This window comes from Pseudoalteromonas sp. S2893 (assembly GCF_005887105.1).
Taxonomy (GTDB): Bacteria; Pseudomonadota; Gammaproteobacteria; order Enterobacterales; family Alteromonadaceae; genus Pseudoalteromonas; species Pseudoalteromonas atlantica.
Window position 1 is genome coordinate 39,561 of record NZ_PNCY01000008.1, and the last position, 21,050, is coordinate 60,610.

Sequence of the window (21,050 nt, forward strand, 5' to 3'; positions counted from 1 at the left end):
AACTCTACCTATTTTGTACTGCTCAGTGCATAGCTCCATTGGCCGTTAAATGCCTGATAAGCATTCACTTTAGCAAGCAATGTAGCAATAGTTGTGTCAACAGCGTTTTCTTGTGCCATTAAAACATCCTGGCGTGCATCTAACAACTCTAAGTACGGTATTTGGCCTTCTTCGTACATCGCCTGTGCTTGTAAAAATGCTTTATTTGCAAAGCCATAGCGCTGTTTAGCATAACGCTCTTGCTGTTGTTGATTGACCAACATTTGCAATGAAAGTTCACTTTGAGTCACCGCATTTAATACTATTTGCTGGTAGTCGCTGTAGGCAGCTTCACTTAAAAACTGCTGTGCGTCGCGCTGGGCAAGGAGTGCGGGGTAACTTAATATTGACCATTGCAATTGGGGGGCTACTTGCCATTGCTGATCAGTATTTTTTAAGCCCGTGCTGTCTATGCTTACTACGCCTGCAAAGGCTGATAAGCTAATATCAGGTAGTAAGGCTTTACTTGCCGCCACACTTAAGCTGTTGGCTTGGCTAAAATCATACAATGCACGGCTTATATCAGGGCGAAGGGCAATGGCGCTATTGGCATTTTTAAGCGCAACGCTAAAGCTTTGCTCAAGCAGGTTTTGCTCATTGTCTATCGCAATGTCTTGCGCAAGCTTACCTGTAAGCACAGCTAAAGTAGATAAGTCGCTGTATTTTGCATACTCAATAGCGGGCATTAAGGCTTCTTGCTGCCTAAGCTGTGCCATTGTACGGTTTAGGTCAAGCTCGTTGGCAACGCCTTCATCCACACGTGCTTGAAGTACCTCAATGCTTTGCTCTAATGCGTTAATTTGCATGGCTATAATGTGTTGTTTTTCAACATTACCTTGATAGCTTACAAACCCTTTAACAACAGACGATACCACTTCAATTTGCAGTGAACGTACTTGCTCGGCTTGGCTCATGGCCGATGCATTTGCAGCATCAACCAAAGCAGTAATACGGCCAAATAAATCTAACTGCCAATCAAGTGCTATGTTAGCACTCGATTGACGGTCAAACACACTCGGTGCATCGCTTCGTGCTGCGCCAATATTTACCCCGCCTTGGGGTAAATATTGTGCTTTTTGCTCACCAAGTCGGGCAAGGGTACTTTTGAGCGTTAATTGGCTTGTTTGCAGATTGTAGTTATTGGCAAGTGCGCTATTAACCAAAGCATTTAGCTGCTTTGATTCAAGCTTGTGCCACCAATTTGTTTCATCTGCAATGGCAACATTGCTGGCAATATTTGCTTGAGCTACAAAATCGTTAATAGCGTTTTGCTCGCTTTGTGTATCTATTTTGCTAGCGCAACCAGATAAAAAAGCAGCCACTAGCACAGCACTTAACGTTAAGCGCGTTTTGATAGGTTTAGCGATTAAATTAGTCATGCGATAACCCCTTTGCTTTTTGCTGCTTTTTCACAACTAACATGTAAAACACAGGTGTAAATAATAAGCCAAACACCGTTACCCCTATCATGCCTGCAAACACCGCGTTACCCATTGCGTGGCGCATTTCGGCGCCAGCACCGGTTGCAAGTACTAAAGGTACAACCCCAGCTGTAAAGGCAATTGAGGTCATTAATATTGGGCGTAAACGCATACGACACGCCGCTAATATTGCCTCAAAGTGCGTTAACCCACCGCCATGTTGGTCGCGGGCAAATTCTACCATTAATATGGCGTTTTTAGAGGCGAGTGCCACTAGTACAATTAATGCAATTTGAGTAAATATATTATTGTCTGAGCCTACAAACCACACACCTAATAGTGCTGAGAAAATAGTCATAGGTACAATTAATATTATGGCCAGTGGCAAACGTAAACTTTCGTACTGCGCAGCAAGCACCATAAATACAAGCAACACAACTAATGGGAATACATAAACCATGGTGTTACCTGCAAGTACCTGTTGGTACGTTACTTCTGTCCACTCGTACTCAATACCTGTTGGCAGGTTGTCGGCTAATATTGTTTCAATAGCAGTTTGTGCCTGATCAGAGCTATAACCGGGGGCTGGGCTACCGTTTAGTTCTGCACTTGGGTAACCGTTGTAATGCATTACACGGTCAGGCCCTATTGTTGATGTAACTGTAAGTACCGAGCCAAGCGGCACCATATTTCCTGCACTGTTACGTACCTTTAAGTTAAGGATTTGCTCAGGATCAAGACGAAAATCAGCATCAGCTTGCGCATTAACCTGATAAGTACGACCAAACATATTAAAGTCATTCACATACACAGAGCCTAGGTATATTTGCAATGCGTCAAATACTTCATCAAGAGGAATACCTTGAATAAGCGCTTGCTCGCGGTCTATGTCAATATCCATTTGCGGTACTTGAATACGGAAACTTGAATATAAGCCCATTAACGCGGGGTCTTGCTGCGCCTTACCAATAATGGTTTGCAAACTATTAAATAGTGCATCAAAGCCTTTATTTGCTCTATCTTCAATTTGCAGTTTAAAGCCACCTGTTGTGCCTAAGCCTTGAATTGGCGGCGGCGGAAATACAGCCACAAACGCTTCATCAATAGCTGCAAAACGCTGATTTAACTGCGCGGCAATTGCCATCGCTGATTGACTAGGGTCGGTGCGTTTATCAAAGCTCTCAAGTGGCGTAAATACAATGCCGCTATTTGGGCTATTAGTAAAACCGTTTACCGATAAGCCTGGAAACGCCACGGTGTGTGCAACGCCTGGTACTTCTAATGCTATTTTTTGCATTTGCGAGAGCACATCTTCGGTACGGTCTAAACTGGCTGCATCTGGCAGTTGCGCAATTGCAACTAAATATTGCTTATCTTGCTGTGGAATAAAGCCACCAGGTACGGTATCAAACAATTTAATTGTACCGCCCACCAGCGCAACATAGGCCACCATAACAATAACGCTCATACGTATAAGCTTTTGTACCAGCTTTTCGTAGCCTTTAGCACCACGGTCAAACACGCGGTTAAACGGTTTAAATAACCACGCACCAAATAGCTTATTAAGTAAACGCGTGAATGCATCTGGTTTTGCATCGTGCGATTTTAATAATAATGCCGATAGCGCAGGCGACAGTGTTAACGAGTTAAACGCCGAAATAACAGTCGAAATAGTAATTGTTAGTGCAAATTGCTTATAAAACTGACCCGATAAACCGGTAATAAATGCAGTAGGAATAAATACCGCACACAGCACTAACGCTATCGCAATAATTGGCCCGGTTACTTCGCTCATAGCAACACGTGTTGCCTCTAAAGGCGAAAGCCCTTGTTCTATATTTCGCTCTACGTTTTCAACAACAACTATCGCATCATCAACTACAATACCAATTGCCAGTACCAAGCCAAACAGCGAAAGTGTATTAATAGACACGCCTAGCCATTGCATTACAGCAAACGTACCAATTAACGAAATTGGCACCGCAATCAATGGAATAATAGACGCGCGCCACGTTTGTAAAAATACAATAACCACAATTACAACTAATACGATTGCCTCTAGCAATGTAGCAATTACCGCATCAATTGAACCACGTACAAACACAGTGGGGTCATATACAATGTCGTACTCAACACCCGCTGGGAAATCTTCTGACAAACGCGCCATTGTTTCACGTACTTGGTCTGAAAGCTCAATCGCATTTGAACCTGGGCGTTGAAAAATAGGCATTGCAAGTGCTGGCTGGTTATCAAGCTCTGCACGAAGTGCATAGGTATCTTGGCCTAAATCAACACGTGCTACATCAGATAAGCGTGTTAACTGACCCTCGTCACCTACTTTAATAATAACGTTTTCAAATTCTTCAACGCTATTTAAACGCCCTTTTACGTTTAATAAAATTTGAAATTGGCTGTCGTTAGAAATTGGCTGTGCACCTAAGCTACCCGCGGCAACTTGCTGATTTTGCGAGCGCAAAGCGGCCACAACATCGGTGGCTGTAAGCTCACGGGCTGCTAATGCATCTGGGTTTAGCCACACGCGCATTGAATATTTGCCACCACCAAATAATTGAATGTCGCCTACACCTGGTAAACGGGCAATCTCGTCTTTAATATGAATGTCGGCATAGTTAGATAAATACGCTGTGTCGTGGCTGTTTTCAGGCGAGTATAAATGCACCACCATGGTTAAATCGGGTGATGATTTTTCGGCTACTACACCTAAGCGCTGCACCTCTTCGGGCAAACGTGGTAATGCACTGTTTACACGGTTTTGTACTTGTACTTGTGCACGGTCTAGGTCGGTGCCTAATGCAAACGTTACCGTAAGTGTCATACGGCCATCGCTGGTGCCTTGAGAAAACATATACAGCATGTTTTCGGTACCGTTAATTTCTTGCTCAAGCGGCGTTGCCACAGTTTGCGCAATAACGGTTGGGTTAGCACCTGGGTAATTTGCTGTTACCACAACAGTAGGTGGCACAACTTCTGGGTATTCACTTACAGGAAGTTGAAACAGTGAAATACCACCAGCAATTAAAATAACCAACGACAGCATGGCTGCAAAAATTGGTCGCTGAATAAAAAAGTGTGAAAATTTCATCAATAAACCTTATTGCTTAGCCATTAGCTGCGCGTTGTCGTTTGACAGTGTAAAAGCCACGCCGCTTGTATCAATTGTCACTGTATTTGGCGAAATTGGCATACCTGGGCCTACACGTGCAGGGCCATTTACTGCAATAATATCGCCTTCGTTTAGGCCAGCAGTAACAGCGCGTAACGCACCATAGCGCTCGCCTACTTCTATTAATTTGTATTCAAGCACGTTGTTTTCGCCAACGGTTAACACAAAGCGATTTTTTAAATCGGTACCAATAGCACGCTCAGGAATAATTACTTTTTCGCTCACTTCGTTTGCTGCCAATTTAACGCGAGCAAAAGAACCTGCACGTAGTTGGTTGTTATCTTGTTCAAATACCGCACGTACACGTAAAGTACCTGTGGCTGAGTTAATTTGGTTATCAATAAAATTAATATAGCCTTGGTAAGCAAACTCTTTTTGCCCTACTTTTTGCATAACAACTGTTTGGCGGCTTTGTGCGGTTACATCATTAAAAGCGCTATTCCAAGTACGCTCATCAACATCAAAGTAGGCATACATCGCTTTATTAGAAACTATTGATGTTAATACACTTTGACCCGCTAATACGTTATTACCTTTGGTAATATTTGCGCGTGAGATAACACCATCAATCGGCGAAACCACTGATGTAAATTCTAAATCGAGCTTTGCAGAGGTAAGCTGTGCTTGCAGCGCTGCCAGTTGTGCTTCTCGCTGACGAAGCGTTGAGGTACGCGCCTGTGCTTGTTCTGTTGAAATAGCTTTACGCTCTAATAAGCGCACTGCTCGTTTGTCTTCACTTTTAGCTTGTTCAAGTGCAGCTTCTGCGCTGTGTATTTGCGCTTCTAGGCTTGCTACAACTGCTGCAAAAGGGCGCTCATCAAGTTGAAACAACACATCGCCTTGCTTAACAACATCACCTTCTTTAAATTCAATGCTATCAATCACCCCAGATACACGCGGCATCAGCGCAACTTCTTGCGGCGATTCTAAACGCGTGGTGTAGGTGTGCCAGCTTTGTACTGGTTTAATTAAAACTTGTGCTACATCGATAGGTTGTAATTGTTGTTGCTGCGCATTTGGTGCGCTCTCATCGGCACAGCCCGCTAAGGATAGAGTTGCCGCAGCTAATGCAGCAGCAATTAAATGTTTATTCATGAAGACGCTCCTTTATTTATTTACCTGGCATGTTACGGACTATACTTGCGGACAAAAACCATAGATTTATAAATTCATTAATGCCAAAATGGCATCAATAACATTTATTGGGTGATCATTATGGATACAACAAGCCGGCTTTTAATGCTGCTTGAAGTGGTAGAACAAGGCTCTTTTGCCAAAGCTGCAGAAATAAGAAACATAGACCGCTCTGTTATATCTAAACAAATCAGCCGGTTAGAGGACGAGCTAGGCGTTAGGTTATTAAACCGCACCACCCGTTCGTTTTCGTTAACGGCGGCGGGCGCAGAAATGATTAAAAAAGCGTCAGAGCTAAGAGAGCTACTTGGTGAAACCGTACGTATGGCCGAAAACTACCACTTAGAGCCACGCGGTGTGCTAAAGGTTACCTCGTCAACATTAATTGGTCGGCGTTATTTACAACCTGTGCTAAACGACTTCCAAAAACGTTTTCCACAAGTAGAAGTAGAGCTACGTTTAGATGATAGGCTAGTTGATATTGTATCTGAAGGGTTTGATTTAGCATTTAGAATTGGTGAGCCTAAAGACTCCTCGTTAATTGCCCGTAAAATTGCCCGTAATAGGCTGCTTATTGTAGCCGCCCCTGAATTTATAAAAACCTATGGTATGCCACAAACCATAGAAGAGCTGGCGGAGTTACCCGCGGCGAGTTATGCAAGTAACGCTATGCGCGTAGAAACCATAGATTACTACGATAGTAAAGGTGAGCCGTGCGAGCTAAAAATAAAAAGCGTGTACAGAGCAAACGACGCAGAAGTACTGCTAATGAAAGCTATTTCAGGGACTACCTACTTTGTTGCGCCAGCATTTATTATCGATAAAGAAATTACACAAGGTCAATTAGTGCCCATTTTAACGGATGTTAAGTTAAAAGAGTTTAGCCATATGTATGCTGTGTACCCACACAGAGACCTACCGGTAAGAACACGTTTATTTTTTGATGCAGTGAGAGAATACCTAGGTAAAGACAAACCAATTTGGGAAAACAACATCCCCAATTTTGAGCAAATGTACTAGTCTCGTACTTAGGCTATTTGAGGCTTTTCAATCAGGTTGGCATTTGCTTGAAAGTACACTTTATTGCGGCCATATTCTTTTGCTTTATACAGTTGTTTATCTGCTTTAATTACGAACTTTTCAAGCGTGTCGCCTTGGCGATACTTAACAACCCCGATACTGGCAGTTACATTTATTTTTAGCCCATCAATCTCAAATGCCGAATTGTTGAGTTTTTCTCTTATGGTTTCGGCCATTGCCAATGCATCACTTTGTGACGAAAAAGAATGTAGTAAAGCAAACTCTTCCCCACCCACTCTAAATACATACCCTTTTGCCAATACAACCCGTAATAAAGTGGCGACTTCAATCAGCACTTTATCCCCTACTGTGTGGCCATGGGTGTCGTTAACCTGTTTAAAAAAGTCTAGGTCGAGTAAAAACAAATAAAGTTGCGACTTATCTTTAAGCTCTACTGCAAAGTAATGGTTCATTGATAAACGGTTTGCAGCCCCAGTAAGTGGGTCTAACAAGGCCAGATTTTTCAGCCGTTTAGACGATAAAGCACGACTGCCTTCAAATACATGAGATATGGCCCAAATGCTGATATAAACAAAGGCAAGATTTAAACTGAAGTTAAGCGTCGTTAGAGGGAGTTGCGACGCTTTGGTTAATAATATGGCTCCCTGGAGTACAAATAACAAAGCCGATAATACAATACCATAGCGCTTACCTAACAGTAGGTAATACAACACAGGTAACGCAAACGACCACACATACAAACCATTTATTGGCTTTGCTAAATAATTACCTAATACAATAACAAAGGTGACAAATATGCACATAACAACAGATTGCCATACTTCGAGTGCGTGTGTGTTTAAACGGTGGTAGGTGTAGGCACAAAATACAGTGAGCGCTATTTCTAAATAGCCTAATAACGCAAAGTTATTTAAAAAAATATTAAACGCAGCAAAAAACAATGAGACAAAACCAAAACACAAGCACATCCATTTCAGAACGTTTCTTCTTAATGATTTAGTACTGCTAAGTGCTGCTATATCCATTCAAAAAACTTAAAATAATAAAAAATTCAGTGTAACCCTAAAATTAAATATAACAAGTAGCTAAATAGGTAAAAACAGTTATTTTATTAAACTGTGCAGCGAAAACAGCAAACTCAGTAGCGAATTACACTATATTTACGCCTTTACCCACCTAACATAGATAAGTTTGTAGTGACCCCGGTGTTACCTTGATGCAATAAGTGCGTTGGTTTTTTTGTTTTTATATAACGCGCTAACTGATCAATTAATGCCTGATTAGTGTTATCACTCATGTATTCTCTAAGTGAAATACCCTGCTCAGAAAACAAACATAAATGCAGTTTCCCCAGTGATGAAATTCTTAACCTGTTGCAGGTAGCACAAAAGTCATTACTGTAAGGCATTATTAACCCTATTTTGCCTAAATAATCAGGATGGAAAAACTCTTGCGCAGGCCCCGCCGTTACATCACGTATAATGGGCTGCCAACCAGCGCGAAGCAACTGCTCTTTTATGGATTGCCCCGATATATGGTTAGCATCAAAAAATGCTTTATTGTCGTTTGTTTGCATTAGCTCAATAAAACGCATCGTTACGGGTCTGTGCTTTAAATACGCTAAAAAAGCTTCAAGGGCACGGCCATTGTACTGTTTCATGAGTACGCTGTTTATTTTTACTGAATCTAAGCCGCTCTCTAGGGCAGTGTCTATGCCTTGCATAACCGTGGCAAACTTATCATTGCCGGTAATGGTATTAAACATTCGTGGGTCTAGGCTGTCGATGCTAACATTTATTGCGTTGAGCCCTGCGTGTGCCCAATCTTTAACATGTTTATGCATTGAGTAACCATTTGTAGTGGCGGCTATTTTGGTAATACCTTGGGTGTCTTTTGCCGCACGAATTACATCTATAAAATCTTTTCTGAGGGTTGGCTCACCGCCAGTAATGCGTAACTTTGATATGCCATGATGAGCAAAGGCGTTTACTGTATTGCTAATTTCGTTAAGAGAAAGGAAGTCTCGGTCGTGATCGCATTGATAACCATCCGGTAAGCAATACACACACTTAAAATTACATACATCAGTAATGGATAAACGTAGATAACTAAATTTTCGCCCTGCTGGGTCGACTAGCATAAAAAAGCCTTTAACATTTTAATAATTCATCGCTAAGTTCAAAGCGCGTAAAGCCTGTGCCTTACGCGCTTTGTTAGCACTTAACTAGGCCGAAAGACCTGCTTTAAGCTCATTGGGTTTCATGGGTAAATTACGTAACCGTACACCAACTGCATTAAATACCGCATTTCCAATAGCTGGCGCAACACCAATTACTCCAGGCTCACCTAAGCCCATTGGAAACTCATCACTTTGTACAAACTCTATGTCCATATCGGGCACATCTTGCATTCTAAGTGGTAAGTAAGTGTTAAAGTTAGTGGCTGCTACTTGTCCGTTTTGGTAATTATTTGATTCATGTAACGCAAGGCTTGTGCCCCACAATAACGAACCTTCAAGCTGGGCTAGTGCACCATCTGGGTGAACAATTAGACCTGCATCTACCACGGCGTAAAGCTTTTTAAGCGTAATTTTGCCATCGCTTTTATTTACGTGCACATGGGCTGCTGTGGCAATCCACGCTGGCATATTACGCTCTTGGCCTGAACTTACTGAAAAACCAATGCCTTCATTTTCACCCAGCTTAACATTTGCGACCTTCGCTGACACTTTTTTAAGTACCGCATTTAAGCGCAGCGCTCCGCCTACGCTTTCAGGGGCTTTACCTGCTTGTTTACCTTTGCCGTCGAGCATTGATAAACGAAACTCAACCGGATCAATCCCTTGTTTGTGCGCTATTTCGTCGATAAAAGACTCTAGGCTCCATGCTATCCAGCCAGGGCCTACCGAGCGAAGCCAACCAGGGGTAAAGGTGCTTTGCGCTAATTCGTTATTAATTGCGCGGGCACGGTGGTTATCCATGCTGTACCAGTGATCGGCTCCAGAGGCTGAAAATGCATCAAACTTACCTTTGCCATCAACCCCTGGTGATAAGAAGCCAGGTGCCATTGCTTTTGTTGGCCAACCTGCTGCAAAAGCATGCTCCATTGCACTAAGCTTGCCATTTTCATTAAACGAAGCTGTTAATTTAGCTGTAGAGGCAGAGCGTGATTGATCAAATAAGCTATCGTCGGCGCGCGTAAATACCAGTTTTACGGGTTTGCCAATCGCTTTCGCTGTTAATGCTGCAGGCACAGTCCAATCACCAAATAAGCGACGCCCAAATCCACCGCCTAAATAATAAGGGCGAATAATAACGTTATTTTGTTCAACCTCTAACGCCTTGGCCAATGCAGGTAGTGTTAAAGACTGCCACTGATTACCGGTATGGATAATCCACTTGTCTTGTTTAAACTCTGCCACCGCGTTAAGCGGCTCTAATTGATAATGGCTTGCTGTTGCTGTGGTGTACAGTGACTCAAGAGACTGCGTTGCCTCAGCCTGCATTTTAGCGGTATCACCTTCATTAACAAATAAGGTGCCAGCGTTGCTATCGTTACATAATTTTTCGCCCAGGGATTGAATATCGGCCTCTGTAACATTAGCTGTTTGCCCTTTTTTATAGGTTACTTTTAGCGCATCTACCGCTTTAATAGCGCTGGGGTAATTGTCAGCTAAAACCACCACCCAGCCTTGTACGGTATTACTCGGGTCGCTTAAAATCTCAAACCCTTTATAGCCTTTTATTGCTTTTGCGGCGCTATCGTCCACCTGTGTCACTTCACTACCATAGCGTGTTGGTGGGATCACAGGGCGCGCATACACCATGCCTTCAAGCTCTACATCTATACCGTATACGGCAGTACCATTTGTTTTTGCCGGAATATCAAGCGCTTTAAAGTCTTGTTTTAAACCCGTTAAGTGACGCTTGTTGGCAGGCTTTAACGGCAGTTTTGCAACTTCTTCACTGCTAAAGGTACGGTTAAACTCACCATTTTTAACGATATCGGCATAACTGAGCGATTTATCGCCTGCAATTATGCGCCCTTTACTAGCGTGGCACTGCTCCGGTTTAACCCCAAGCATATTAGCCCCTGCATCTATAAGGGCTATACGCCCCGCAGCGCCGGCTTGTGAAAGCGGCTTAAAGCTTTGAAACACCGACCATGAACCACCTGTAACCATGTAGCCCCACTTTTCGTGCGTATCTACATACGTGATTGATACTTTATCCCAGTCGCACTCAAGCTCATCTGCCACAATACGCGCTAAGGCGGTGCCTACGTGCTGGCCCATTTCAGCTTTGGCAATACTCACGACTACTTCACCTTGCTGGTTCATAGTCCACCAAATTGTGGGTGAAAACGATTGTTGTGCAATCGACTCTTTGGCGCTAAGTTCACCTGAAAATAAAGCCGGAGCAAATGCCATAACCAGGCCAGCAGTTGCTGTACTAATCATAAAAGAGCGACGGTTTAAGTCTACGGTTTCGGTATTTTTTTGAAATAGTTTTTTCATTGTCGGCTCCAGTTACACGTCTAGCTCTTTGGGGTTAAACATTTGTACTGCACTTTGCGATTCATCAGCTGCACGTTGTATAGCCGATTTAATACGCTTGTACGCCATACAGCGGCAGTAGTTGCCATTCATATGATTTACTATTTCTTGATCTGTTGGATTTGGATTGTCTGCTAATAACGTAGCTGCTTGCATAATTTGCCCAGATTGACAGTAACCGCACTGAGGCACTTGCTCATCGACCCACGCTTTTTGCAGCGGATGCGCGTTGTTAAGTCCTTCAATGGTCGTAATGTTTTTTCCTGCCACTGCGCCCACGGGTAATACACACGAGCGCGTTGCTTGTCCGTCTAGGTGCACCGTACATGCACCGCACATAGCAATACCACAACCAAACTTAGTTCCTTTTAACCCTATTTCATCGCGAATAACCCACAGCAAAGGTGTATCTGCACTTGCTTGCGATTTAACCTCTTTGCCATTAACTGTAAACGTCACCATAGCTTGCCCCTTGATTAAGCCTAAATAAAATTAAAGTAACGCATGACCCATACACGTTACTTTTTATACCACCGTACGTTGAAACTATTACGCTTTACATTGCAGCGCACATTTAAAATGCGCGCTGGCATAACTGTTAAAAATTTAATCTCGTTTTGAACGTTTAACCTAAAGTTTAGGCTATATTTTTTAGTTTATTCGCTTACAATTAGGTTGTTGTTATTATTAATAAACTGCTTTAATTGCTGTTGAGTGTCGATATCTGTGCTTGCCTGCTTAAGTAAAATGGTATTAACGTCAACCTGTGTATCGCGCAGTAAATGTTGAGCGCCTTTATCGCAATTTAGCGCTGCTAGAGTTTTAAAATCACAGGCAGGAAATACAGCAGGTACGCCAATGCGTTCGCCATAATCAGCGCACCAGCGCGAGGGGTTGCTGTTAAAATGAGTAATTAAAGTATTTATGTGTGCCGCACTAAGCTCAACCTGATCCGCCAGCATAAATAAAATCCCCTCTAATGAGTGCGCCTTACTTATAGTGTGTGTTGCCAGCGCAATGGATTTTCCTAAGCCTATTTGCCAGTGTGGGTTATGCAGTATTTCAACATTTTTATAGCCACGTAACGCGTGTTCAATTTGCGCATGCCAAGCACCGCTAATAACGTATATAGGTAATGTGTCATCACCTTGTAAGGTATCTACGGCGCGGCAAATCATTGGTTTATTACCTACATCGGCTATAAGCTTACAGCCGTTAAAGCGCGACGATTGCCCAGCGGCCAAAATAACCTTTGCTACGCGCACCTTAGTTGCCCCAATTACTTAACGATGTAGCATCTTTATTAGCAAATACCGCATGAATTTCGCTAATGAGCGACAAAGCTATGCTCTCTGGCGAGTCGCCTCCCAAATTAAGCCCAACAGGACCAAATACAGGCGCTACTACCTTATTTACCGTTGTATTTGCATGTTCAAACACTTGCGCTCGGCGATGTGCTGGCCCCAGTAACCCCATGTACTTTAGTTGGCTTTGCTCAAGTGCGGCTAACGCCTGTGAGTCAAGGTCTACACTGTGGGCCATTAAAACAGCGGCATCCACTTTTTGCTGTTCGCAAAATTGTTTAAGCTGCGCAGCTGGGCAACGCAAAATATTATCGGCCTGCTTAAAGTAGTCTCTTTTAGCATTTGCAGCTCGGCTATCCCATACACTTACCGTCCACCCGAGTTGTTTAGCAAACGCGTATACCGGTATCGCATCAGCGCCACCGCCAACAATTAATAAATGTGCGCTGGGGTAAATAGCCACTTCTAAACGTTGGACTTTATCTTGCTCTAAAAGCGCTGCTTTGCGGTTTAAAGATAAGTTGTGCTGCTGCGCCACAGTTTTAAAAACGCCAGACCCCTTTGCCACCAAAGGTTTAATTTGCTGTGTGTAGTGCCCCGATTGCTTATTTTTAAGCGCATTAAACATGCTATCTAATTGTAAGTATTCGTTTTCACTATTAACGCTTTGCAAAATAATATGCACCACACCACCACAGCCAATTCCTAGCTGAAATGTTAAGTCGTCTTCATCGGTTGCATCGTAGGTAATAGTTTTAGAATGTAATGAGGTCATAACCTGTTTGGCGTGGCGCTGAATGTCAGCCTCTAAACAGCCACCCGAAAGCATGCCTAAGCGCTGGCCAAGGCTCGAAATAAGCATCATCGCGCCCAATTTTCGATAGCTAGACCCTTCAATTTGGTACAAGGTTGCGAGCACCCATTGTTGTTCATCACGAAGCGGATACCACGTATTGAGCATTCCTTTTAAATCAGTAACCATTAGCTGCAGCCATTACAAACCTTAATATGCGCGCGTTTTAATTATCACCATTGTGTCGCTTTACTTCATTTGTTAGATATAACGAGGATAATCAAGCAACAAATAAGTGAGAAGCGTACGTGATATATTTTAAAATCGATCAGATAGGACGTTATTAAATATGAAATATTATCTTAGCATTTATCGAGGGCGAGGTGACCTGTGTGGATTGAAATTTTTCACTCTAGGTGCAATTAAATCGCCTTCAAAGGCTTTGCCCTGACTAAAAACCAAACGCCCTGCTGTAAATTCATCCACCGCAGTACGCCACGCCCTAACTTCCTTAATAAGCGTATAATTTATAAAAAGGCGCACATGCTTAATTAGCAAACAATACGTTAGCTTTTTAGCTAATGTGAGCCTTGGCTTAAATAAGCATTAATCTTCAATTAAATCGGTGAGCGTATTAATTAGCTCATCAAACTCATCATTTACACTCTCGCGTTGCTGCTCACTCAAGGTGGTATTTAGCTCAATAAGTAGGTTTACATAGAGCGCTAAGTTTGCATCATTACTGGCTAATAGCTCTTCGCTCATATACGCTTCTCGCTGTGTAATTACATAGCTTAATTGTTTTACAAATTCAGCCTCACTGAGCGCTTTATTTAAAAGCACTTGCTGCGCTGCATTTAAACGCGTTTGCTTGTACTGATGCCAAAGCAATGAAGAGTCATAATGAGCATTGTTAGCTTGGGTAATAAGCTGCGTTTGCACAGGGGTTAACTTTCCTAGCCATTGTTTGTAGTAATCAAGCTGTCTTTCTAGGCGCTCGCTTTTGCGCTCCTGCGCTGTTAATTCAGTAAACTCTTCGTATTCTTCGTTAATTTGCGTTTGGATATTAGCAATAAGCTCTTCGCGCTGCGCACAAGAAAGCGTAAGCCCTAACTGCGCGAGCGGTATATGCGCGTGTTCAAGAATGTTTTGAAAATGAGCTCTGGCCAATACCACTTGCGACTTTAGTTGCTGATAGTCTAACTGCTGATTAAATAACCCTTTTAAATTTAGGATATCTTGCTTGTAGGCGGGTAATTGCGTGGTGCGATGCCACTGCTGGGTTGTGTTAATAATACTTTTGAGTTGCTTGTTTTGCTGCTTATTTAGGTCAATGTAGTCATCTACCCAAAACGATGAAAGCCACGTTAAGTTATTATAAGTAAACGAAGCCGAACAACTACACAAAAATAGCAGACTGAGCGCAATGGCTACGCGCGAAACTTTTATATTTTTTATTTTAAACATGAAATCCTCAACTAACGCTTTCTCTCAAACTCTCACATAATACGCAAAGATGTTAATTTATTTTAATTGATAATAATTATTATTTACTGTTGACACACTGTCAAATCTAAATAATAATTAATCGCATAAACAAAGTGTAACGACCTCAGTGCCCAAGGAAGAAATACAGCATGGATGCTGACATTTTGTTTTAAACACGTGACTGCTTAATGGCTATTATTTACTCGACCCAAGTAATAGCATAAAAGTTCATCTCTACTTGCTACATTGCTCATATTAGTGACGGTTAATATGACATTAAAAGCGCAGGCCTTGGCTTGCGCTTTTTTACTGCTTTAAATTTTCTGTAATATCTGTATCTTACGCTTATAAACAGCGCATTATTAGCAATATAATTGCTTATTTAAGCTATAATTACCACAACAGCTTGGCTAAGTGTTAAACGAGCATATAATCACCAAAGCGTTAGTATTTCACTTAACCCCAAGCACTTGCACCATTTTATACGTGGCTATTAAATAGTAAGTACAAAGTGTTGCAATAAAACAGGTTTTTATACTTACACATTGCAACTATTACCTATTGGAGACATGGCTATGTCACAGTTTAATTTAAAAGCATTAATACTCACTGGCGTTTTGCTTTCAAGCCCATTTGCACATGCAACTCTTGAAGACGGTATAAGAGCTGCCAACGAAGGCGAGTTTGCGACGGCACTAAAAGAATTTGAATATTTAGCTGATAAAGGCTTTGCCCCTGGCATTTACGAACTAGGTAAACTTTACGAGGGCGGCTATGGTGTTACACGCGACTACTTTAAAGCGGCAGAGCTTTATAAAGAAGGCGTTAAAAAAAATCACGCTAACTCAATGTTTGCGCTAGCGGTTTTATACGATGAAGGCAAAGGCGTAAAGCTTGATAAGCAAATGGCGGTTACGTTATTTGAAAAAGCAGCGAAAAAAAACCTCCCCGCCGCACAATTTAATTTAGGTGTTATGTATGCAAATGGCGAGGGCGTAACGCGCGATTATAAACAAGCCAGAACGTGGTACGAAAAAGCCGCTGCTAATAACTACTCACTAGCGCAATTTAATCTGGCGCTCATGTATTTTGAAGGCCTAGGCATGCCAAAAGATTTAGAGAAGTCGTATGTGTGGAATACCATTGCAGAATACAACGGCAACATGCAAGCAAGCCATAGCCGTAAGCTAGATGAGCGTAAAATGCTACCCAAAGAAATAGAAGAAGCAAAAGAAAAAGCCGACAAAATCTACGAAAAAATACTCGCAGGCACGTACGCCGGTGAAGGTCGCTTATTTTAATTTGCGCCTAGCTAAAACTAAGTGTTTAACAAGGGCAAATGCACCTCGCATTAGCCCTTTTTATACCAATTTACTTAATATATAAAAATTTAAGCAACTTAATAATAAGGTTGCTCTGTTTGAGTAAAAGCGCGGTACGCGGGTTAAACGTGCTAGACACCAAGGTGTTTTTTGCATGACTAAAGGTTAAAAACCCTTCTTTACCATGATAATGCCCCATTCCTGAATGCCCAACGCCACCAAATGGCACATCGTCTGCTGTCACCTGCACTAAGGCATCGTTTACAGCAACTGTGCCGCTTAATGTTTGCTCCATTATGTAATCTTGAGCGTGCTTATCTTGGCCTAAAATATATAGCGCTAAAGGGTGATTATGCGCTTTTATGTAGCTAATTGCCTCATCGAGCTTTTCGTAGGTTTTAATAGGCAAAATGGGGCCAAATAACTCATCTTGCATTAGCGTCATATCATCGCTAGGTGCGGTAACAATATGCAAACCCATTCTATGCTTTTGTTTGTCTTGCTGGTTTTGATCTAGCGGCTTAATAACTTGCGCACCTAACTGCTGTGCTTGTGTTAAATACCCTTCTAAGCGAGTGTAATGCGCATCGCTAATAATTGACGTTAAGTTTTTGCCTTCAACCCCGTCTTTAAAGTGCTTTTTATAAAGCTCGCACAATTGCTGCACCAGCTGATGCTCAAGGGCCTTAGGCACAAATACATAATCTGGGGCTACACAAATTTGCCCCGCATTAGCCATTTTACCAAACAATAATGTTTGCGCTGCTTTTTTAATATTAGCTTGTTCAGTAATGATCACCGGCGACTTACCACCAAGCTCTAAGGTAACAGGAGTTAAATTTTCGCTGGCTGCTTTCATAACCAGCTTGCCCACTGACGTTGAGCCAGTAAACAGCAGATGTGCAAATGGCAGTGCAGAAAACTCACTCGCTACATCGCTTGCCCCTAACACCACTTTACAATGCGCTTGTAGCTCGCCTGCAAATATTTTTTCGATGACTGCATTAGTATGCGGGGTAAACTCGCTGAGCTTAAGCATAACTCTATTACCCGCAGCAATGGCGGTAATAACAGGCACTAATGCCAATTGTATGGGGTAATTCCATGGTGCAATCACGCCGACTATACCAAGTGGCTGGTAAGTCACACTCACTTTTGATGGCCACAAACTTAAGCTAGTTGAGCGCTTACTGGGTTTTGCCCATTTTGGCAATTTTTTAATAATGTGCGCTAAGCCCTGAACCGTTGGCAGAATATCGCCAAGTAACGTATCGAACGCGGTTCTGTAGCCAAAGTCTTTTGATGCTGCATCGATAAGCGCTTGTTCATTGCTAACAATGCGTTTGTGCAGCGTTTTTAATAATACGATACGCTTATCTATCGGGAGGTACGTCTGGGCTAAAAAGCTATTTTGCAGCTCATTAAACGTATCGCTGAGTGACGGTGTGTGTGTGCTATCAGTATCCAAAGGTGCTACTCGTGTATCATTTTGCTACGACTATAACGCCGTTCTGATTTTCGAGCAATAACACTAACTATCTAAAAATTACCGTTTTTGTAGGAACAAATAGCCACAATTAATTACTATTCGCTCAATAATTTAGCCCTAAATTACTTTTATTTAGCTCGTTAGCGGCTCACAAGGCAGCGTAATAATAAATTTAGCGCCGCCTTGCTCGCGGTTCTGTGCGCTTAGCGTGCCATTAAGCGCGCTAATAATTTGCTTAGAAATACACAACCCAAGCCCTAGTCCATCAACCGATTTAGTACTGTAAAAAGGCTCAAAAATAGTCTCTATATCGTGCACTTCTATGCCTGGACCGGTATCTTCAATACACAGTTGCACACTATTATGTAGATAATTGGCACTGATACTCAACTCGCGAGTAATACACCCCTGCATTGCTTGGCTGGCATTCGATATTAAGTTAACTAACACTTCTTCAAGGGCCGCTTTATCTGCTAACACGTTTAATTGGCTGTCAATTTTAGGCGGTAAAACACTTATATTGTCCTGCTTTAGCTGGTTTTTATTAATCTCAAGTGCCTTGGCTACTGATTCACTTAATGGCACTTCGCTAATAATCGTTTTTGCAGAATCAGAAAAATAATTTAGCTGTGCAACTATCTTATGCACTCTTGCTACTAAGGCTTCAACAAACTGTAAATTTTCGTTTAGGGCTTCAAACTTTCCTTTAGCTAGCAAGCGTTTAGCACTGGCTAAGTAAGTATTAATGGTATTAAGCGGGTGGTTAATTTCGTGGTTAAAGCCCATGCTAAGCTGGCCAATTGTTGCAAGCTTAGTTGATTGTACAAGCGCATCTTGCTGTGCTTTAAAAGCATTAGTACGTGCACTAATTTCCTGACTGACACTGTGATGGGAATAAACCAGCTTTTTAACGCCAACAAAGCGCCTTAAGACAACATACCCTAGGGCAATAATAAGCGCATAAATTACCACAAAGCCAAATAACGCCGGTAATTGGGCAATATTAGCATTAGATACATTTACTAATACGGTAACCGATGCGTTCAAAAAGCGTAATTTTTGCTCTACCGATAAATAATTATGCTCATCAATTGTGCTAAACAGTAACCTTTGTGATGTGTAATTTGAATGGGGAATCAGCTTAGGTTGATAATCTAAATACGCTCGACGCTGAGCGATGTCTCGACGATGAGTAATATCGAGTGTAGAAAACGTATTCAGGCGCCAATTTTCCATATCTGAAATAGCAATCACGCTATCTTCTAGCTGCACATAAAAGTGGCTGCCTTTGGCGGTATTTAAAAGCTCACGGTCACTTTCAAATTTGTTCACATTGACTTTTAAAACAACGACCCCTACCGCTTGATTATTGTTATAAATGGCTTGTGAAAAATAGATGCCTCGCTCTTTTGTACGCATGCCTAGGGCAAAATACGCTACTTTTTCACCTGCAAATGCGCGCTTAAAATACGGTCTAAACGACAGATCGCTGCCTAAAAAGTTATGATCGGCCTGCCAGTTACTGCTTGCAATCACAGCGCCTTGCTCATCAAGAATATAAATATCTGAGGCACCACTGGCTTGTTGTATATCAGCTAAGTAGTTATTAATCTTTTTTTCGTTATTTTGCCCCGCACCTAAAAAATCAATAACCTCATTGTTATAGGTAAGAAGCTGAGGAATTTTTGAAAAACGCGCAAGCTCAGCATCAATATAATGCTTTAACTGAGTTGCTTGCTGGGCTGCTTTTTGCTCGGCCTGATTATAATAATGAGTTCGGCCATAGCAAAACACGACCGACAATAGCACTATCAGTACAACAAAAGATAAAAGAAGTTTTTTAGAAAAGGAGAACATGCCCTAGCTCACAACAAAATAGCTATAAAATTTAAGGGCGCTAGTTTAACGGGTTATGGGCGCTAACAACAGAAACTTTGTGTTAACAAATACAATAAATCTTAATTTATTTATAAACTGCTGCAAGTCTGTACTGACTCGCAACAGTAAACATCATTAGCGGTACTAAAATTACGAGTTAGTGGCTAATTGAGGCTTATTTTTAGCGTACTTGTATAAGCCGATCAGTGAAGCTGCAATCCAGAAAATCTCAATTACAAAGCTTGCAAGGTTAAAGTTGTAACACAAACTGATTAACAGCAAAATTGCCCCTGTTAAATTCATTATGTTGTACAATAACCCCGTTGGGGATGCTTTATTAAGTTGTAATAAAAAGAATGCACCAACAACTAAGAAAGTACCCGCCATACCTACAATATCAAATAACAGTGCTATCACACGTTTATCCTTTGCTTAAAAAACCCAACTAACTGGCCCTATCCTTGGGGAGGGTGTTTTTCAATCATTGAAACAGCAAAACCGGGCGAGTATATCAGGCTTGTTTATTGGTACAAGGTCAATTGTCCGCCTTACTAATCAGCCAATCTAAGCTTTTGTAGTTATTACATTTTTAAACGTATTGGGTTATTTAAAGGTAACCTTACCGCCAATTATTTTATAAGCTGGCGTACCGCGAATGATTGCTGGGCGCGCAAATGGGCGCTCGCATTGGGGGCAAATACACGGTGTAGTTGTGTAATCTTGGGTTATTCGCTCTATAAAACACTTTACTAAAGCGCCTTTGCCACCTTTTCTATATTTAAACAGCGCCGCTTTGCAAGCAGAGCAAAAAATATCGACTGTTTTAGTCGGCCCTTTTTTATTTGGCTTAGCCATACACTCCTTAACATACCTACATTGATACAAAGCAGGCATTTTAGCAGTTAATAAATAAAAACGTTACAGAAGCTAGGTAAACTGCCTAATAAGCGGTGGAGAAAACACAGGGGATTAAATAATAGGTACGATATAAAACGCCATAAAAGCGTTTCGCTAATCTCTAAAAAACAAACGGTTTAATTGCGCTGATAACACATTCATATTAAATGGTTTAATAATAAACCCCGACACTTTTGCTTTAATAACTTGTTTTACTGTATCAGCGTTATCTTCGCACGTGACCATAATAACAGGTAAATCGACTAAGGCTTGGTCGTGGCGTATGTTATCGAGCAAGTTTACACCGTCTACTTTAGGCATATGTAGGTCGGTTATTACTAAATCAAATTTTTGCTGACGCAGTATTTTTAACGCCTGTTGGCCGTCAGTCGCCTCTACAACATTTTTGTAATCAAGCTGCCTTAGCATGTTAATTAATACGTGGCGCATAAGTGGCATATCATCAACGACTAATATTTTCATATTTATCTTTATTGTATTTTAG

General features: G+C 41.8%; 17 protein-coding genes. 2 read left to right on the forward strand and 15 right to left on the reverse strand.

Translation table 11 applies throughout. The annotated features are described in order from the left end of the window. Positions 1-8: 8 nt before the first annotated feature. From CWC04_RS03790 to CWC04_RS03800, 3 genes are read right to left on the reverse strand one after another with little or no spacing between them, the layout of a single operon-like run. Complete coding sequence (locus CWC04_RS03790) at positions 9-1,418, reverse strand: TolC family protein (RefSeq protein ID WP_054981863.1); 1,410 nt, start codon at positions 1,416-1,418, stop codon at positions 9-11. Further along, positions 1,411-4,563 carry an efflux RND transporter permease subunit gene (locus tag CWC04_RS03795; RefSeq protein ID WP_138684647.1) on the reverse strand — a complete coding sequence of 1,051 codons (3,153 nt, stop codon included), beginning with the start codon at positions 4,561-4,563 and terminating at the stop codon, positions 1,411-1,413. Before CWC04_RS03795 ends, CWC04_RS03790 begins: the two co-directional genes overlap by 8 nt. A 9-nt stretch (positions 4,564-4,572) precedes the next feature. After that, a complete protein-coding gene (locus tag CWC04_RS03800) occupies positions 4,573-5,739 on the reverse strand; it encodes an efflux RND transporter periplasmic adaptor subunit (protein ID WP_024032205.1) in 1,167 nt (388 codons plus the stop codon). A 120-nt stretch (positions 5,740-5,859) separates the two neighbouring features. Between CWC04_RS03800 and CWC04_RS03805 the strand changes: the two genes are divergently transcribed. Further along, the gene (locus CWC04_RS03805) at positions 5,860-6,798 is read left to right on the forward strand and encodes a LysR family transcriptional regulator (RefSeq protein WP_138684648.1); all 939 of its coding nucleotides are present in this window, start codon (positions 5,860-5,862) and stop codon (positions 6,796-6,798) included. A gap of 8 nt (positions 6,799-6,806) precedes the next feature. On the opposite strand, the gene CWC04_RS03810 is transcribed toward CWC04_RS03805, so the two are convergent. From CWC04_RS03810 to CWC04_RS03840, 7 genes are all read right to left on the reverse strand, one after another. Continuing rightward, entirely contained in the window at positions 6,807-7,844 is a 1,038-nt protein-coding gene (locus CWC04_RS03810; protein WP_171038556.1) for a GGDEF domain-containing protein, read from the reverse strand. Between the two features lie 143 nt (positions 7,845-7,987). After that, positions 7,988-8,959, reverse strand: coding sequence for a GTP 3',8-cyclase MoaA (gene moaA, locus CWC04_RS03815; protein ID WP_126008999.1), 972 nt, complete (start codon positions 8,957-8,959; stop codon positions 7,988-7,990). An 84-nt stretch (positions 8,960-9,043) separates the two neighbouring features. After that, positions 9,044-11,335 carry a xanthine dehydrogenase family protein molybdopterin-binding subunit gene (locus CWC04_RS03820; protein WP_138684649.1) on the reverse strand — a complete coding sequence of 764 codons (2,292 nt, stop codon included), beginning with the start codon at positions 11,333-11,335 and terminating at the stop codon, positions 9,044-9,046. Positions 11,336-11,347: 12 nt separating this feature from the next. After that, positions 11,348-11,836 carry a (2Fe-2S)-binding protein gene (locus CWC04_RS03825; RefSeq protein WP_029771953.1) on the reverse strand — a complete coding sequence of 163 codons (489 nt, stop codon included), beginning with the start codon at positions 11,834-11,836 and terminating at the stop codon, positions 11,348-11,350. Positions 11,837-12,030: 194 nt separating this feature from the next. Beyond that, entirely contained in the window at positions 12,031-12,639 is a 609-nt protein-coding gene (locus tag CWC04_RS03830; RefSeq protein ID WP_138684650.1) for a nucleotidyltransferase family protein, read from the reverse strand. A 1-nt stretch (position 12,640) separates the two neighbouring features. Next, positions 12,641-13,660, reverse strand: coding sequence for an XdhC family protein (locus CWC04_RS03835; protein ID WP_138684651.1), 1,020 nt, complete (start codon positions 13,658-13,660; stop codon positions 12,641-12,643). A 417-nt stretch (positions 13,661-14,077) separates the two neighbouring features. Further along, positions 14,078-14,938, reverse strand: a complete 861-nt coding sequence (locus tag CWC04_RS03840; RefSeq protein WP_138684652.1) for a DUF6279 family lipoprotein — start codon at positions 14,936-14,938, stop codon at positions 14,078-14,080. Between the two features lie 596 nt (positions 14,939-15,534). Here CWC04_RS03840 and CWC04_RS03845 point away from each other — a divergent pair. Then, positions 15,535-16,260, forward strand: a complete 726-nt coding sequence (locus tag CWC04_RS03845; RefSeq protein WP_138684653.1) for a tetratricopeptide repeat protein — start codon at positions 15,535-15,537, stop codon at positions 16,258-16,260. Between the two features lie 70 nt (positions 16,261-16,330). Here CWC04_RS03845 and CWC04_RS03850 read toward each other — a convergent pair whose 3' ends face one another. From CWC04_RS03850 to CWC04_RS03870, 5 genes are all read right to left on the reverse strand, one after another. Then, positions 16,331-17,749 carry a coniferyl aldehyde dehydrogenase gene (locus CWC04_RS03850; protein WP_138684654.1) on the reverse strand — a complete coding sequence of 473 codons (1,419 nt, stop codon included), beginning with the start codon at positions 17,747-17,749 and terminating at the stop codon, positions 16,331-16,333. A 153-nt stretch (positions 17,750-17,902) separates the two neighbouring features. Beyond that, positions 17,903-19,627 carry a sensor histidine kinase gene (locus CWC04_RS03855; protein WP_138684655.1) on the reverse strand — a complete coding sequence of 575 codons (1,725 nt, stop codon included), beginning with the start codon at positions 19,625-19,627 and terminating at the stop codon, positions 17,903-17,905. 171 nt (positions 19,628-19,798) lie between these two features. Continuing rightward, complete coding sequence (locus CWC04_RS03860) at positions 19,799-20,065, reverse strand: CBU_0592 family membrane protein (protein WP_004588716.1); 267 nt, start codon at positions 20,063-20,065, stop codon at positions 19,799-19,801. A 186-nt stretch (positions 20,066-20,251) separates the two neighbouring features. Then, complete coding sequence (locus CWC04_RS03865) at positions 20,252-20,503, reverse strand: hypothetical protein (RefSeq protein WP_004588717.1); 252 nt, start codon at positions 20,501-20,503, stop codon at positions 20,252-20,254. A 156-nt stretch (positions 20,504-20,659) separates the two neighbouring features. Next, a complete protein-coding gene (locus CWC04_RS03870; protein WP_024031358.1) occupies positions 20,660-21,028 on the reverse strand; it encodes a response regulator in 369 nt (122 codons plus the stop codon). Positions 21,029-21,050: the final 22 nt, after the last annotated feature.

Bases quoted from the DNA above. Each gene is read 5' to 3' on its own strand.
- CWC04_RS03790 (WP_054981863.1), bottom strand. From the start codon at position 1,418: ATGACTAATTTAATCGCTAAACCTATCAAAACGCGCTTAACGTTAAGT.
- CWC04_RS03795 (WP_138684647.1), bottom strand. From the start codon at position 4,563: ATGAAATTTTCACACTTTTTTATTCAGCGACCAATTTTTGCAGCCATG.
- CWC04_RS03800 (WP_024032205.1), bottom strand. From the start codon at position 5,739: ATGAATAAACATTTAATTGCTGCTGCATTAGCTGCGGCAACTCTATCC.
- CWC04_RS03805 (WP_138684648.1), top strand. From the start codon at position 5,860: ATGGATACAACAAGCCGGCTTTTAATGCTGCTTGAAGTGGTAGAACAA.
- CWC04_RS03810 (WP_171038556.1), bottom strand. From the start codon at position 7,844: ATGGATATAGCAGCACTTAGCAGTACTAAATCATTAAGAAGAAACGTT.
- moaA (WP_126008999.1), bottom strand. From the start codon at position 8,959: ATGCTAGTCGACCCAGCAGGGCGAAAATTTAGTTATCTACGTTTATCC.
- CWC04_RS03820 (WP_138684649.1), bottom strand. From the start codon at position 11,335: ATGAAAAAACTATTTCAAAAAAATACCGAAACCGTAGACTTAAACCGT.
- CWC04_RS03825 (WP_029771953.1), bottom strand. From the start codon at position 11,836: ATGGTGACGTTTACAGTTAATGGCAAAGAGGTTAAATCGCAAGCAAGT.
- CWC04_RS03835 (WP_138684651.1), bottom strand. From the start codon at position 13,660: ATGGTTACTGATTTAAAAGGAATGCTCAATACGTGGTATCCGCTTCGT.
- CWC04_RS03840 (WP_138684652.1), bottom strand. From the start codon at position 14,938: ATGTTTAAAATAAAAAATATAAAAGTTTCGCGCGTAGCCATTGCGCTC.
- CWC04_RS03845 (WP_138684653.1), top strand. From the start codon at position 15,535: ATGTCACAGTTTAATTTAAAAGCATTAATACTCACTGGCGTTTTGCTT.
- CWC04_RS03855 (WP_138684655.1), bottom strand. From the start codon at position 19,627: ATGTTCTCCTTTTCTAAAAAACTTCTTTTATCTTTTGTTGTACTGATA.
- CWC04_RS03865 (WP_004588717.1), bottom strand. From the start codon at position 20,503: ATGGCTAAGCCAAATAAAAAAGGGCCGACTAAAACAGTCGATATTTTT.
- CWC04_RS03870 (WP_024031358.1), bottom strand. From the start codon at position 21,028: ATGAAAATATTAGTCGTTGATGATATGCCACTTATGCGCCACGTATTA.